The organism is Ruegeria sp. AK4 (assembly GCF_056541025.1).
On record NZ_JBQFXS010000038.1, the window covers coordinates 1 to 14,893 of the forward strand.

Genomic DNA, 14,893 nt, shown 5'->3' on the forward strand with positions numbered 1-14,893 from the left:
AGTATTGTTTGCTGAGAAAGCGCGCTGGTTGAAACGAGGCGACCCCCTCAAAGGTTGCACAAAAATAAAAGAACAGGAAGAGAACAATTTGGTTAGGTTCTGTGTCGAGCCGCTGACCCGAACCGCCTGCGCTATTGGTGGGCTGCGGCGCTTCGGGTCAGCTAAGGTTTGTACAACTTACGGCCGCGCGAAACACAAAGATCCCCCCAAAAAAAAAGATCAATACACTTAGTCAGCAAGAGCGCAAAATCGGACGTTCCGGGCCGGGATGGATCTCCCCGTCTCCGTTGCGCCCGGTTTATTCTTGCTGCTTTCCCAGGTGAGCGATCAAAAAAAGTGGTGACCACGGTACGTTCACGACCGGCCTCCAATTGTGAACTATGGTTCGGGGACTACCCCATCCCGCACCGACGCGGCTCCTTCTGGCCCGGTGCAGAAGCGCGACTACGGAACCCACCGGTCGACGGACGTCTTCAGACACTCGTCGGACCGGGGACCGCCGAGACCGTGCGCGGTCAAAGCGGGGCAGGTGAGAAGCCTGCGGGGAAGCGGCTGGCCTCCGACAAAAGGCATCGCGCGGATACGAACCTGAAAGCGAAGGGCCTTCTCTCGCAAGACCGGGGGGAAGGAGCGGGGGCCGGATATTGTCTGATGGCAAGTCGGGGCGAAGAGGTGCTTTTGGAAGAATACGGCCGAGGCTTGGGCTTTTTATGTGTGTGAATACTGAGCCTAGAAAAAAATAGGAATTGTAGTCTAAATTGGAATGATCATTCAATATGGCGCAAGAAAGGAACCCTTCCCATTTTCTCGACCGGTCTACTGCGCAGTCCCGGCAAAATCGAACCTTTGTTCGACCCGGTAACGTGGTCTATTGGCTTGTTAATCTTCTCCGGCGTACATTTCGTAACAATCGTCATTGCGCAATACCTTTCGGACAATAGTTGGAGCCCATACAGCCTCGGGCTGCTGTTGTTCCCCTGTTTGACACTGAGTTTGACTTTAGCGACCCGAGTACGTTTTCTCGCGACTAGATCACTACTCACGCGCTTTGTTTTCTTGATAGCAGCCGTCTGGTTCGCAAGTTTTGTCTCGATTTGGTTTGGCACACGCGCGCTTGACGAAGCATACAAACCGCGTGACATCGCTCTGTTAGTCACTGCATTGACCACAACAACTTACACCGATCCTTTCATGTCGCCCAGATACTACACTGATGCCTCAACAATCGCCTTGCGGACTGTTATTCAACTTTTTTCTGCTCTCTGGTTCCTGCAGTTTGTTCTTGTTCTCATCCCTCACGCGCTGGTTTCAGCGGCGGCACCGGTCGAGGCGCCGGGCTACCGCGTTCGGGTCGCTCAGAGTCGTAGTTTCGCGGCGCTTTCTCGCAATATAACATTTGTGTTTACAGCAATTCTGCTGCTTGCGACGCTATCAATTTCTCTCACCGGAAGTGGGCTGTCAAAATCCTATATGATGGCGGCCGGCACGCTTAGCCTTGGTGGCTTCACGGCGGAACCAGAAGGGCTGACACGAGCCTCCCTTTCAACGCAGTTGATCGCAATCATCGTGATGTTAGTGGCGGCGACGGGCTTTTCGCGCCATGTTCGTGCACTTCGGGCGTCCTGGGTTTCGGTCTATGTAACCAGCCGGGAATGCCGGGCGATGGCGCTTGTGCTTGTATTCTTTATTGGATTGCCAGCCGTTTTCAGTGCGTGGGAGTTGTTCGGAATAGACCAGTTGTCATGGAGCTCTTTTCCCTCAATCATCTGGGATATAGTGGTCGGTATGGTCTTGATGATGACAACGACCGCTCCGGCTTTAGACGGCTTTGACAGTCTGCGTGGATGGTCCGGTGTTTCCGGCTCGGTAATGTTCCTCGCATGTGCCGCCGGTTTTATCGGCGGGTGTGCCGGCTCCACGACGGGCGGCTTAAAGCTTGCTCGCGTTATCGGGCTATTTGACTTTGTGCGTGGTACCCTCACGAACCGGAATATTGTCCGACATTCGCGGACAAATATTCCTGTTCCATATCTTCATATGTTGCCATTCTTTCTTTTGCTGTGGCTTCTGACGCTCACAATTGGCATTTTGGCACTCTTTCTAGCTGGCATTCCGCTGGGTGACGCGGCATTAGCAGTGATCCTGAGTTTGACAAATACCGGCCTCGGTTCAGGCGGCAGCAGCGTCGTGGAAATCGCATCCTGGTCCGATTGGGCTATTGTTTTGCTCATCGTGCTGATGCTTTTGGGGCGCTTTGAATTTGCCATCGCCGCCGCATTCCTGTCCTGGCGTTATTGGTCGAGCGGAACCCTCATAGCGGGTTCAGTGAAATGAAGCTGAGCCTTACCCCAGCGTTTTGGCTAGCCGCTTTCAGTTTTTATTTTTTGTTCTGTTCGGCATTGCTCGTGGTGCTTGGCGTTTGGGTCGTGGTTTCCCCGCTCACGTCCGCATTTATGTTCGCCGTTGCAGCTGCCCTGTGCGCATGCTTTGCAGATCGTAAAGGTCCGCTCACATCGACGGTGCCTGAGTTCCTGCTTATTTTCGCTCTTTCGGTGATCGTCCTTTTTCTTCAGGAAATTCAGTTCGGTCAGGCGGAGCTCAGTGGAATTGACGCATTGTTTCAGTCTGTGGCGTTGATGACCACAACCCACGCCGAGATTCTCTCGGGCCTCGATCACCTGGGATATGAGCTACATCTGTTGCGGGCTGGTGCGCAGATATTCGGAGCGCTCTGGATCATTCACTTCACCGTTGTCGCGGCTCCCACCTCTCTGCTGATAGTTGCACAGCCACGGGCGCATCGGCACAGGCTCCAGGCGCAAAGACTTACAGGTCATCTAAAGTCGGCTTCGCGGGACATCAATATCGTCTTTGCAAGTCTGCTCGTGCTGTCCACGGGTGCTTACATCTTGTCCGGAGCCAGCTTATTGGATTCTATTGCGCTTGCCGGCGCAACGGTCTCACTTGGAGGATTTTTGCCCTACGATGCCAGCATTTCAGCTCTTGGCGGGGAGGTTCAAATGGTTGCGATAGTTGTCATGATACTCGCTGCCTGCAACTACGCTCGCTACCTGCAGTGCATTCGCAGCCGTCACTTCCGCCCTTTTGTTAACAGCCGAGAGATACGCGTTTTTATCTTGCTCCTGGTGGTCCTTGTGATCGTTATTCTGGCCACACTCTATAGCGATCTGGCAAGTTATTACGCCGTCAGAAGGGTCATTTTTACGATCGTGTCGGTTTCAACAACAACCGGGCTCAGCGCAGAAGATCACATGATGTGGGGCCCTGTTGTCATTCTGGTTTTTTTCGCGGCACTTGTGGGGGGGTGCAGTGGATCGCCTGCTGGCGGGTTCCGTGTCTCGAGAGTTATCGGCGTTTATTCCTTGTTTTTGCGCCAGTTCCGTTGGGATCGGCAAGCGCTTGGAACAGGCGCGTTTCGCATGCCGCAGGAATCCATTGAGTTATTGCCGCTGCTTCTGGTGTTCTGGCTGTTGGCTGCCGGCGTTGGCACCTGGGTGCTGACCTTCAGTGGACTTGATGCGATTACGGCGATGAGCGGAGCAATTGCCTGCTTGACCAATACCGGGCCGGGGCTCGGTCCGGTAATTGGGCCTGCTGGCAACTACGCAGGATTGCCCGACTTCGCGAAATGGGTTCTTATCTTCCTGATGCTTGTGGGGCGGTTGGAGTTTGGTGTCGCACTAGTCTTTTTGACCCGCTCTTATTGGAGTGTGCGAACCCTGACGCCACTCGGCGTCGCGACGCACTCCGAGGAGAGATCATGAAAGTTTTCATCGCTAGCAATTTCACCGAGTTTCGTCGCGAGCGCAGAGCCGCGATGGAGGCGGTCACTGGGCTCGGCCTTCAGGTCGTAGCCATGGAGCAATTCGGTGCCAGCGCCTCTGCTCCTATAGAGGTATGCGTGCGAGCCGTTCGAAACTCTGATGTTCTCGTCGCTTTGATCGGACGCGAACCTGGTTCCATGACACCGGGCCAGAACAAATCATTTACCGAGGTTGAGATGGAGACTGCGCTGCAGAGCAACATTCCCATCGTCCCATACATGAGCGCAAAACTGCGCAGCTTCGAAACCACCGACCTGCCGTGGAGCGACAGCTACAGAAAAATCATAGATGCGGTCGCACAGAAACACACAATCCGATTTTTCAAAGATGTTGTCGATCTTAGGGCCACTGCCCGTGTCGATATCTCTGAAACTGTAAACAAGCTGAATATTGGGGCGGAGAATAATGCGGCCAAATTAATCGAAAGCGGGATAACTGCGTTGGACCAGGATGACTTCGGGACCGCACGCATGCAGTTTTTTGCGGCTGCAAGCGAAGGCGACAGTCGGGGACTACGGTGGCTCGCTGTGGTCGAGTTGTTAGAATCCGACAACCCAACGGCGCTTTTCGAGTACTTACGCTTGATTTCGGAAGCCGCGAATGCGGGAGATACATTGGCTCAACTCAGTATGAGGGCCTTCGCAACGATTGCACCGGCTTGGGTTGATGATACCGCTAACTAGATGGTCTTACAACTTTAGTTAACATTACTAGCTCGGTTGCGCGTGCTACCAACTTGTTCCCCAAAAACCCTACCTCGAATGGACGTTTGACACGACCCTCACTAACCGACCGTCCCGCCTTTCTGAACAAAGCCACAATCCGACGATTGCCGGAGCCACCAAATTGTATGGCCGGTTCTATCATGTCGGTAATCCCGGCACGTAGACCTTTGCGCACTTTGATGCCCTGGCGTGATCGAAATACCGGTTTGCGGACTTTGCGGCCATTGGCCCGCTTTCACCGGATTACCGCAGACAGCCCAAAGCGGACCTTCGTAACAAGACGTTGCAATTTCCGAGACCGGATGTGGGTACGCTCATAACGCTGCGTTTCTGACATTGATTTCATAAAAGAAAAGCTTGGAAGTTTGCCAACAGGTTTGCATGCCACTGAGGAACCCGAACATACAGGCTCTCAGGCTTATCTGCGGTGCCCAATTACAGTTTACTCCCAATCACCAGCAGACGAGCGCCACGTCTTTGCTTCCGCATCCCAAACACTGGCTGTTGCGCAAGGCGTCGGGTTTATTCCGTCACAATTAGTTCCGTGGACATCTGCAAGGACAATGCGTTGACGCCCGAATTCGACTACCGTCCAGCCTCGATTGAGCAAGGAGTGAACTTCCTCTTCAATCAAGAAGTGCGACATGCATCCACCAGTTCCGCAATAAAGAGATGCAGCACTCGAACACGCGAATCCAGATTCATTCAGAACCCAGTCGGGTTGTAGATCTCCGTCGAGATCGACCCTCTCAACCGCACCCCAATCTAAGTCAAACTGACCGTCGTTGAACTCTGCGCAGGCTTGTTCTGCCAGATCAACCTTAGCCCGCAAACCAGTTGGAAGTTGCGAAACATCAGCCGCGACAGCTGGTGAGGTCCATACTGGGCTCGAAACCAGCACAATCCCGGAAACCAACCCTTTCAACAGGCCCACTAATTGGGAAGCCGGTTGGAGGGTGGCATCAATTGCACTGATCATACCTGTAGTCCCCGTATTCCAGCCAGTTTGCCGAACCTTCGCTAAAAATTAGAAACTCGGACCTGTCTTCCCCAAGCAGGGCGACAACAAATCCGGTCGGCGGCTCAGAGTTTCCGAAAAAGCTGTAGGCTGTCATGGCTCTGATCGACTCGCCGTTGACCGTTACTCGCGCGTCCCACTCTCCTTCCGGATTGTCCAAAATTACAGGTTCGATGACTCGCTCCACCGCTCCGCCACCACAATAGACGATGCCTTCGGGGGGTTCGTAGGAGGCCCCCTGGCTAGCACCTGAATCGCAGGCGGAACGAAGGGACTGAATTGCCGCGCTGGAACCTTTCAAGTCAAAGATTCCGTAGCTAACATCTTGATCAATCATGGACAGATTAACGGATGCATTGGCTGCAAGCTGGTCCTGTACAAAACCATAGTCCTCTTGACTATTGAAACTGACCTCGACGGGATAGTTGTCGACGATCTGCACGGCAGCGTTTTCTGCGCCAACCTGAAATGCCCCAACTTCGGTGGTGCCGTTCTTCAAAAAACGAATGGAAAGCCCTTGTTTGTCCACAATGTCCTGGCTGTCCTCGTATCCAGCCGGAGCAAAGCGGATACGGTCACACTGAAGTTCCAATGTCATGTTTCCAGTCTGAATAAATGCATTGGGATTAGGCCCGGAACTGAACGACCATTCTGCTGATGCTGTGGTCGCCATAGCCATCAGTAGCGTTCCAATGGGAATCAGCTTGAAACTCATTTTCTCTCTCCCTGGTATTAAGAATCGAACTGTCATTCAGCAGAGATTCTGACCCGCTGCCTGCGCAACCAGGTCAGGAAACAGGTGCGCCGTATTCGTTTGCGCCTTCTTGAGAAGGTCGCGTCAGCCACCAGATCATCAGGATGGACAGAACCAATTGAAGAATTGAGACAACAACAATACCGGTCACGCCCAAAACTGCCGCGGGTCCTCGCAATGCATCGGGGTTTTCGGCCCCTTGCTCCAATGCCGAGAAGAACGCCACGCCACCCAGCATAACAAAAAGCGTTGTAATGCTGAGCGCCATCGGCAGCAGCAAGTACCAGCCAGGTCGCCCTGTATCATGCAACCTCCGCCAACCGGCGGCCAGCATAGGGATGATAACGGCCAGTTGGAAAACAGAGGACAGAACTCGAGATCCTTGCCCTGTTTCTGGGTTGGTCCCGAATATGATCGCATCCACCACAGCTAAAGCAGAACTCACGAGAACCACAAACAAGAAGAACCACCAGTATTCTGAGCGCATAGCCCGACCGGAGAACTGGAAGTATTTCGAGAAACACGTTTTGACGGCTTCAACAAAACCCATTTTCAATCCTTTCTTGGTTTCTGCGCGACCTCAGAACGCCTCGCCGACCCAAAAGAACACATTCGCCCTCATGGGTGCTCCCACCTACCTTTTTGTTTGAGGGCAGACGCCTATCGTACGAGAGCGTAATGAAGTTTACGCGCGGAAAAAATGTTGATTTATTAAAAATTAGATTCAAACATGTGAATTTGACACAACTTTCATTTCACCTCCGTTGTGATCGCTGTCGCCCGACTTGTCGGGCCCTACCGGCCGCTGGAGTGAGTGCTGGCGGTCGGAAGGCACTTTACAATGATTGAGCGTTGGGAGGACGCGATGCTTATACTTAGTGTACTCGGCCTACCTCCAGAATTCGCTCGAGCTTCTGCCATTGTCGTCATTCAGCCTTCACACGTTGTCGGCGGTCTCGGTTGTCAAAGTAATATAGCTCCGCCCGCCACCCCCCGCGACAAGTTGTTGGGAAGGGAAGTTACAGGGCCGAAGTATGTTTCATAGCCTGCTCCGACGCGAGAACTTCAAACAAGCCATCCAATTTCACCAATTTCAACGGAACCAGAGGGAGAAGAAAATGTCTAAAAAGATGGTGATGATTGCGGGCGCAACTTGTTTCGCACTGCTTGCGGCCTGCGACGATACGAGTACATCCAGTGCGTCCGCCGAACTCACACCCGCTCAGCAGGCGTGTTTGCGAGATGTAGCCAGCACAACGAACAATTCGCAAGTCGTGGTGCTCTCATCCGCGTTTAGCGAGGCGGGGACACAGGTCACTGTAGGCGTTGGCGAGGATCGTGCTCCTTGGAATTGCATTGCTTACAGTGATGGCACGACAGCTGGTATCGAGTTCCTGGGCGACGAAGGCGCATTGTGACCAGTCTGCTGCGTAGCCGAAAACGGCTGCGTAGCACTGGCTTGATTTGCTGAGGCTCGACTTGGTTTGTAGAACCACTATCATTGTATTCGCGATCCTTTACCTGTTGGCGTTGATTGCATTCTTGACGGGCACATTTGGCTGGTTGGGACAGGAAAGAGACCCTTTGTCCGGGGTGTTCCTTCTGCCGTTGGGACTACCTTGGATACTTGTAGCGGACTCGATCTCAGAGTCGGCCAAACCGTGGTTCGCGGCGCTCGCACCGGTGCTCAACCTGTTAGCGCTGGTCTTGATTTGCAGATGGGCACATGGTTTGCGCCGGTAGTGAAAGCCGCGCTTATTCTCACCAAAAGGGAGGAAAACATGGGAAAAGTGATCTTGGGTATTGTGATCGGGCTCGTCCTCGGCGTGGTTGGGGCGATGACCTTAGGTGGCGGGGCCGCAGTGGGTGTCGGCGTTGCGACAGGCTTGTCCGCCGGTGTCTGCACCACATTGAAAGGAGCACAAGCAGAGAACCTGATCACCCCCGAGCAAGCGGATCAGATCCTCAATCGCGTAAATTCCGAGATGGCATCACTGCAAGGAATTGAAACGACAGACGAGGTCGTCGGCAGCGCACAGGCATGCGATGAGTTTCTATCAAAGTTGAGGGATGCAAAGTGAGGTTCCGCTTAGTACGGAACAAAACTGTAAGGACAAGCCAACAGGGAACCATCTGATGAAACTCGTTTTACTCAAACTCCTCACTCCCATGTTCGCAATCGCGGGCACTGCTGCTTTTGCAATGTCAGAAGCCGATGACGCGTGTATCGACCAATTACGGCAGGTTGGAGGACCAGACGGTCAATCAGGTACGATAGAAAGCTCAGAGTTCTCGGAAGCAGGTACGCTCGTCATGCTACGAGATGCAGGTGGAACACTTTGGCGCTGCATCGCGTACAAGGATGGAAGCATTGAAGAGATGTCGGTTGTCGAGGCGATGGATGATGGCGGTGGAGCCATTGCAGGCGTCGCCGGTTCTACCGGTAGCCAGCGTGTCAAATTCGATGTCGGTTCCACTGGCGCCGAACTTGTCGGCCAACTCGCGCCCGGAGCGTCGCAGCAATACCTTCTCGGTGCAAAGAACGAACAGTTCCTTTACGTCCGCGTTGCTCCGCGAAATGGCTCCTTGGACTACGTCATTCGTAACCCCGATGGTTCTGAACTGTTGGGATTGATGTCGGCGGACAAGGAGTATCGAGGACAGCTTTGGCAATCCGGTGATCATGTTGTGGAAGTTATCAATCGCAGCAACTCTTCCGTCGACTACAACGTAATTTTCGGAATTGAATAGGTGATCAATCAGAAACCCTGGAACGCAAGTCCAAAAAAGCGAGGGAAACACAGATGAATCCCAAGGTCCTATTGGTGATCGGCACGACGTGTATTACTGCGCTTGCAGCATGCGACGAGAGTGGCGGATCAGTGGATGCAAGTGCACAAACTGTGGGCAGCTCTAGCGATCTTTCGTCATTTGAAGGGGCAAGAGCGGGACAGGCTGAAATGGGCATCCAGAGTCTCGGATTTGAACTCATCCGAAGCGAAGGGCTCACCTCGTACTGGTTTAACACGGATACTGGTGCATGTGCTCGGATCACGACATCTGAGGGAAGGTACTCAGATGTAGCTATGCTGCCATCAGGTGACTGCTGACACATTTTTCATAAATCAAACATCTGCAAAAGGGAGCTTAAGTTTGCATTTTGATCTGGCACATGCGGCGGTCATCGTTGTCGCTCTGATTGTCACAAACCTGGCATTGAAGTCGTCCGGCGTGATCAACGAAGAAAGCAAACACCAATGGAACTGGAAAGTTTTTCTGGCCTACTTCGTGGTCGTCTTTATCATCAATCTGGTGTGGCCGATTTAAAGCTTCAGGTCGGAAAGTCTATCCCGCACTTGATACGGCTGTTGAGAATGAGCCGCTCCAATAGATTACCAAGTAGGAAGAGTTTGAGCATAACAGCCTGAAAAATAGAAAGGAGCTGGCATGCGGTTTTTGACGTCCCTCATATTCATTGGTGCTCTGGCAACCGCGGCGAATTCTGACGTAACCAGTCGAAACGGTGGCCCAAGCAACAGTCAAATGCTTTCAAAGGGTGGCGACGGAGGTGTTGATGGCGTCGCTTTCTTTCGCCCAGTCTTAAGCGGAGTATTGTATCGCTCTGGTTTCAAAGGCGGCGACAAGGATCGAACGGGTCTTAGTAAAGTTCAACGCGAGACCCTTTGCGATGAAGGGTTTTCAACCGGGTTTTACGCAGACTTCGGCAAGAACACCGAATACGGCCGCACAAGTTGCGGAAACGGATCTTTCGACTATCAAAGCGCCAGATCCTCCCGACCCAGTGCTGTCATGGCGTCCATACACGAGGTGATTCAAAACCCTGGAAAGGGCCCTGTTCTGGTGCACTGCATGTGGGGCGTTCATTCCTCAGGTGCATTGTCGGCGATGGCGCTCGTTCAGTTTTGCGGTTGGACAGAAGAAAGGGCCAAGGAATATTGGAATGAGGCCCGAAACGGGGCCCCATGTTCAGGCGGGTGTGACCAGTGGATTGACTCAAAGTTCTCCAACTTCAGTGTCGACCCCAATTTGAAGATCTCTACCGAACAACAGGCAGCGATTTGCCCCAAATGATATTGGGAGAACTATCCAAATGAAGTTCATTCTTCTGGGGTCACTTGCTTTCATTGCACCCACCGTCTTGTGGGCGAACGACGATGTCCTCGGTGAAGCCACGACATTTGATAGTCCCAACGGCGTTACTGAACGCTGTATTCGGATCGAAAAAGTTTCAACGGGCGAGTATAAGAAAAGCGATCTTGAGGAAGAAACGGCCTATTGCGAGATCGATTTCTATGCCTCCGAAATTGCTATTTGCCCAAAAACCTGGAGTACCAGCCCAGGAATGGCCGTGTACGATATTTCGGAAGGACCCTACACAGGGAACCGTACTGAGTTCGAGAGAAACGCTTGCAAAGAGGGGAAGGCGGCGAAAGATCTGGCCAAGGACAGGGTGGCCAAATTCAAATCCACCATGAACCAAAAGGGCACCAGTGGAACCTTTTCCACCTCGTCGCTGCTTTACTATCATTTCTCCAGATATTTCGACACGACTGTAAAAGTTCCAGTCGCCGTTTGGCGTAGCATGGACGCCCAGGCGCACTTTTCCGAGGTCGCAGAGCCCGGCCTTGCGATTTCTGGCGGCTCTCATGGTGGGCGCATGAACCACGAAGGCTGGCGGGTCTTCGCGGCTGCGGACGCCGACCCGAACTCGTACCAGCCAACCGACGATCTGTTCACCGCAGATCGAACGCAAATATACGGTGCGCTGCTTGATAGCCCTGGGCATCGATACGGCTCGGAAATCAACGGCACCCGTAAATCTGGTTGGGGGAAAGGTCAGAACCGCGATTTTCAGGAAACTCCTGCTTTCTTGGCTTTGCGTTCTTCAAAACCCTTGCCAGAGGCCATTGTAGAGGGCGTTGGAGAAGGTCGAAGAGACCGGATGATCAACAAGGATCTCGGTCCCGATGTCAGCGACCAACAGATGGCATTTTGGATGCAAGAACTTACCGAGATTGTACTCCTCGATTTCATCTTTAGCCAGCAGGACCGCGTAGGAAACATAGACTTCACACCCTATTGGTATTGGGTCGAAGACGGAAAGCTGAAGCATAAGAAAGCCAAGCACCATGAGCCAAACGATGGAGACGTTCCCGACGACGCATTATTGATCCGTCGCAGCAATCTAAACGACAACGATGCTGGTGGGCGTGTCGAATACGCCAACTTCGCGAAATCTACTCAAATGCTGGAGAAAATTCGCCACTTCTCTCCAAGCACGTATCGGCGCTTGGTTGCATTGAATAGTGACCTTCAATCCCAAGGCCCAGTCTATGACTGGCTATCGCAAAGCTTTGGTTTGTCAGACAGTCAGATTGCACAAGTTGTCAAAAATACTGCGCTGGCAACGTCCATTCTCCAGAGCAATTGCTCAAATGGCGATTTGATGTTCGACTTGGATCCTGTCGCATTCTTTTTGAGAAACGGCACCGAGGTAGAGGCTGTGGACTGTTATGTACCGTAGGTGTTCTGCTCTTATTGCGGTGTGTATTTGGACCGCTCTGCTCGCCTGCAAAGCGGCGGCATTGGATGTCATCGTCATATCGGATCTGAATGGAAGCTATGGTTCGGTAAGATACGATGCCCGCGTCGACAAGGCGATTGAGCGCATAATCGAGTTTGATCCAGATCTGGTTATTTCGACCGGAGATATGGTTGCGGGACAGCGCATTCCCAACTTGTCCGACAAACAGGTCAGGGATATGTGGAATGCGTTTCACGAGGTCGTATCAGATCCATTAGAGGCTGCCGGCATTCCATTTGCGGTCACACCTGGAAACCATGATGCCTCCGCCTACCGAGGGTTCGAGCGTGAAAGGAAAATATACGCAGAGGAATGGACGCCGAGAAAACCAGGCGTCGACTTCCTGGTTTCAGATGACTACCCGTTCTTCTACGCATTTGAGATGCAGGGCATTACGTTTGCGTCTTTGGATGCAACGACCCTAGGACCCCTATCCGGTGACCAGCAGGACCGGTTACAGGAATTGGGTGCAGACGGAGACCCGATTGTCACTTTCAGTCACCTCCCACTTTGGCCGTTCGCGATCCAGCGCGAACGCGAAATCATCGGTGACCCAACACTTGAAAAAATCTATCTGGAAAGCGGTGTTGTTCTGCATCTTTCAGGCCACCATCATGCCTTCTACCCCGGTTGGAAAGACGGTGTGGCTTATGTCTCTCAAGCTTGTTTGGGAGGTGGTCCGCGGCGGCTTATTGGCGATAGCGCCAGATCACCTCACAGCTTCACTCATGTTACGTTCCAGCCGAACGGAGAGTTTGAGATAGCCGTATATCGAGGCCCTGACTTCGAAAGGTCGGTAAACTTCAAGTCGCTCCCGAAAGAGATCAGATCCCCGAATGCGGTGTTGAAACGCTTAGACCTTGTGAAATGACTAGAGGTTGAGTTTCAGTTCGACTTTTTCAGGGACCAGATCATTTATCATCTCTTCGATCCGGGCTTCCGTCAGTCCACCCGAGGTGATGAAAAGCAATGAAACCCGAGATTTTCCGGGGACGTGGTGTTTTCTGACCAGCTTCCAGCCAGCCTCTGTGGCCATGGCTTCAATGGCTCCGGTGACTTTCAATGAGTGCTCTTCGTCCGAAGCTTTGAGCGAAATTTCCACACCCTTGTTTCGCCCTCCGAGCCAAATGAAACACCAACAAACAACCGCCACTAGTGTGGCCATCAGCGGCAAGCCCAAACCGACCGCAAGACCAAGAACAGTCACGATTATCATTTCGACAGTGTCCACCGGATCATCGAGATTGGAGCGGAACCTGAGCAACGCTCCGATACCAAAGATAACGAAACCGATCATTGACCCGTGCTGAACCACCAGGAAACCAACCGCCATGCCGATAAGCGCATACAGGAAGAAAAGCCTTGGCATAACTATGTCGCGGACGCTTCTACGGGCTTTACGTCTCACCGGATGATATACGATCAAGCCAGCCAGAATGATCGTGACGATCACATCGAGAGTAAAGAAATACAGTTCCTGTTTGCCACGAAACTGCGTCCACCGGCGTTCGATAACGATTTCCGACCCCGAAGCCCCGGCCAGCATCGTCGCAGGGTCGACTTGTGACACCGCAGCACCTGGCAACAGCAGCATCAACAACACGGTCACAAATGTGAGGGTCGTATTCAACTTGTCTTCCTCCCTGCTCACGCCAAAGGCTTACGCTTAACCAAAGGCACATCGTGCCCTATTCAATTCAATCGCAACAGGCGGGATCAGGTAAAGAGATTACAGTGCATTCTTCGGACATCGTATCCGGACTGTGATACGAACGCTGATACAGGGATGTGGTCCAAGCGCGAGAGAATCCAATGACAGAAAACAGAGTGTTTTCGTCAAAAGCTGAAATTTCACGGTGTTTCTGCAAACTTAGACGACTCGCTTTTACGGCCAGCTCGGTTGCGGCAGCCTTCTTGCCTTGGACCAATTTTGCCTACGCCGAAAGTGCTGGTTTGGTTCTGGTCGATAAATTCAAGGTGGCAGACAAATCAGAGGGATTTTCAGAGCCTTCCGGTTTGGCAATGTCTAACGCTGAAGGCTTCTTGTGGTCTGTAAGTGATGCCGAACCTAAACTGCACCTACTCAGAGTCGACGGGGTATTAGGAAACTCTTTCAAGTTGCCAGCATTGGCAGGATCAGATTTGGAGGGTGTTGCACCTCGAAAGGATGGGTCTGTTTTGGTGCTTCAGGAAACTGACCGATCAATTCTAGTCGTTCACCCAACCGAACCCATTCAATTGACAACAATACCTCTCACATCTCTTAAAGGTTACTCGGCCGCCGCTGAATTACTCGTTGGCAACCCATTAAACAAGGGACCCGAAGGTATCGCTGTTGACCCGGAATCGGGGCGGGTCTTCATTGGCATTGAAGGACAACCAAGGTTGTTAATGGTCGTATCACCAGCGCTAGACGAAATTGTTGAGATCATTCCTTTAGCCCGCGATGCAGGTTTTATCTCCGAGCGTGTAGATGATGATGAACTGGATTTGAGCGGCCTAGCATGGTCCCCGTCCTCACGTTCTCTTTGGATTGTAAGTGACAAAGGCCGTCAAATCTTCGTCTACAATCCAGAGTCCAAGTCCGTAAAGTCTATCAGTTTGACGTTCACAGAAGATGGCAAACAAAAGGAAGTTAAACATCCCGAAGGAATCGCTCTCGATGAGACCAAAGGGCTTCTCTATGTCCTAACAGACGATGCCAAGAAATCGCGGCTTTATGTTTTTGAGCAACCGGAATTGTGAGGACTGTCCTACTAGTTCTCTACTCTAACTTGTTGAAAAGCCGGTTTGTGTAATTCAGCGCCGTCGTATGTGCGGCGTAATAAGTAAATCTGCGTTCTGTTCACTGTGTTTGACCTGCCCCCCGAAACTTCCCTCGTTCTGATGTAGAGTTTGCTCAACCTTTCGAAGGAGCAAACACATGCGAAAGAGCCGTTTCACCGA

The 14,893-nt window shown here is 52.3% G+C and carries 16 protein-coding genes; 12 read left to right on the forward strand and 4 right to left on the reverse strand.

Annotated elements, in window-relative coordinates:
• The 4 genes from ACR0EZ_RS24995 to ACR0EZ_RS25010 all read left to right on the forward strand — a co-directional run.
• Window positions 1-232: hypothetical protein (locus ACR0EZ_RS24995; protein ID WP_480617513.1), on the forward strand; the 232-nt coding region annotated here is incomplete at its 5' end.
• Window positions 233-1,056: 824 nt separating this feature from the next.
• Window positions 1,057-2,334, forward strand: coding sequence for a hypothetical protein (locus ACR0EZ_RS25000; RefSeq protein WP_480617514.1), 1,278 nt, complete (start codon window positions 1,057-1,059; stop codon window positions 2,332-2,334).
• The gene (locus ACR0EZ_RS25005; RefSeq protein WP_480617515.1) at window positions 2,331-3,785 is read left to right on the forward strand and encodes a potassium transporter TrkG; all 1,455 of its coding nucleotides are present in this window, start codon (window positions 2,331-2,333) and stop codon (window positions 3,783-3,785) included. Before ACR0EZ_RS25000 ends, ACR0EZ_RS25005 begins: the two co-directional genes overlap by 4 nt.
• Window positions 3,782-4,528 (forward strand): DUF4062 domain-containing protein, encoded by a 747-nt coding sequence (locus tag ACR0EZ_RS25010; RefSeq protein ID WP_480617516.1) that lies wholly within the window; start codon window positions 3,782-3,784, stop codon window positions 4,526-4,528. The genes ACR0EZ_RS25005 and ACR0EZ_RS25010 overlap by 4 nt, the downstream gene beginning before the upstream one ends.
• A 484-nt stretch (window positions 4,529-5,012) precedes the next feature.
• Here ACR0EZ_RS25010 and ACR0EZ_RS25015 read toward each other — a convergent pair whose 3' ends face one another.
• The 3 genes from ACR0EZ_RS25015 to ACR0EZ_RS25025 form a co-directional block, all read right to left on the reverse strand.
• Complete coding sequence (locus ACR0EZ_RS25015) at window positions 5,013-5,549, reverse strand: hypothetical protein (RefSeq protein WP_281996014.1); 537 nt, start codon at window positions 5,547-5,549, stop codon at window positions 5,013-5,015.
• Entirely contained in the window at window positions 5,533-6,303 is a 771-nt protein-coding gene (locus tag ACR0EZ_RS25020) for a hypothetical protein (RefSeq protein WP_480617518.1), read from the reverse strand. The genes ACR0EZ_RS25015 and ACR0EZ_RS25020 overlap by 17 nt, the downstream gene beginning before the upstream one ends.
• 73 nt (window positions 6,304-6,376) lie before the next feature.
• Complete coding sequence (locus tag ACR0EZ_RS25025; RefSeq protein WP_480617519.1) at window positions 6,377-6,892, reverse strand: DUF805 domain-containing protein; 516 nt, start codon at window positions 6,890-6,892, stop codon at window positions 6,377-6,379.
• Window positions 6,893-7,460: 568 nt separating this feature from the next.
• On the opposite strand from ACR0EZ_RS25025, the gene ACR0EZ_RS25030 reads away from it, so the two are divergent.
• The 7 genes from ACR0EZ_RS25030 to ACR0EZ_RS25060 all read left to right on the forward strand — a co-directional run bounded on the left by ACR0EZ_RS25030 (window position 7,461) and on the right by ACR0EZ_RS25060 (window position 12,818).
• Window positions 7,461-7,760: a hypothetical protein gene (locus ACR0EZ_RS25030; protein ID WP_170790054.1), complete on the forward strand. Its 300-nt coding sequence runs from the start codon at window positions 7,461-7,463 to the stop codon at window positions 7,758-7,760.
• A gap of 300 nt (window positions 7,761-8,060) precedes the next feature.
• Window positions 8,061-8,423: a hypothetical protein gene (locus tag ACR0EZ_RS25035; protein ID WP_170790053.1), complete on the forward strand. Its 363-nt coding sequence runs from the start codon at window positions 8,061-8,063 to the stop codon at window positions 8,421-8,423.
• Window positions 8,424-8,478: 55 nt separating this feature from the next.
• Window positions 8,479-9,093, forward strand: coding sequence for a hypothetical protein (locus ACR0EZ_RS25040; protein ID WP_480617520.1), 615 nt, complete (start codon window positions 8,479-8,481; stop codon window positions 9,091-9,093).
• A gap of 402 nt (window positions 9,094-9,495) precedes the next feature.
• On the forward strand, window positions 9,496-9,669 hold the full coding sequence (locus tag ACR0EZ_RS25045; RefSeq protein WP_170493938.1) for a hypothetical protein: 174 nt from the start codon (window positions 9,496-9,498) through the stop codon (window positions 9,667-9,669).
• Window positions 9,670-9,789: 120 nt separating this feature from the next.
• Window positions 9,790-10,434: a protein-tyrosine phosphatase family protein gene (locus tag ACR0EZ_RS25050; protein ID WP_170493941.1), complete on the forward strand. Its 645-nt coding sequence runs from the start codon at window positions 9,790-9,792 to the stop codon at window positions 10,432-10,434.
• 19 nt (window positions 10,435-10,453) lie between these two features.
• Window positions 10,454-11,887 (forward strand): hypothetical protein, encoded by a 1,434-nt coding sequence (locus tag ACR0EZ_RS25055; protein ID WP_171728199.1) that lies wholly within the window; start codon window positions 10,454-10,456, stop codon window positions 11,885-11,887.
• A 61-nt stretch (window positions 11,888-11,948) separates the two neighbouring features.
• Window positions 11,949-12,818 carry a metallophosphoesterase family protein gene (locus tag ACR0EZ_RS25060; RefSeq protein WP_170790474.1) on the forward strand — a complete coding sequence of 290 codons (870 nt, stop codon included), beginning with the start codon at window positions 11,949-11,951 and terminating at the stop codon, window positions 12,816-12,818.
• On the opposite strand, the gene ACR0EZ_RS25065 is transcribed toward ACR0EZ_RS25060, so the two are convergent.
• Window positions 12,819-13,577 (reverse strand): DUF4956 domain-containing protein, encoded by a 759-nt coding sequence (locus tag ACR0EZ_RS25065; RefSeq protein ID WP_170493949.1) that lies wholly within the window; start codon window positions 13,575-13,577, stop codon window positions 12,819-12,821.
• A 182-nt stretch (window positions 13,578-13,759) separates the two neighbouring features.
• On the opposite strand from ACR0EZ_RS25065, the gene ACR0EZ_RS25070 reads away from it, so the two are divergent.
• Window positions 13,760-14,692 (forward strand): SdiA-regulated domain-containing protein, encoded by a 933-nt coding sequence (locus tag ACR0EZ_RS25070; protein WP_170790473.1) that lies wholly within the window; start codon window positions 13,760-13,762, stop codon window positions 14,690-14,692.
• Window positions 14,693-14,893: the final 201 nt, after the last annotated feature.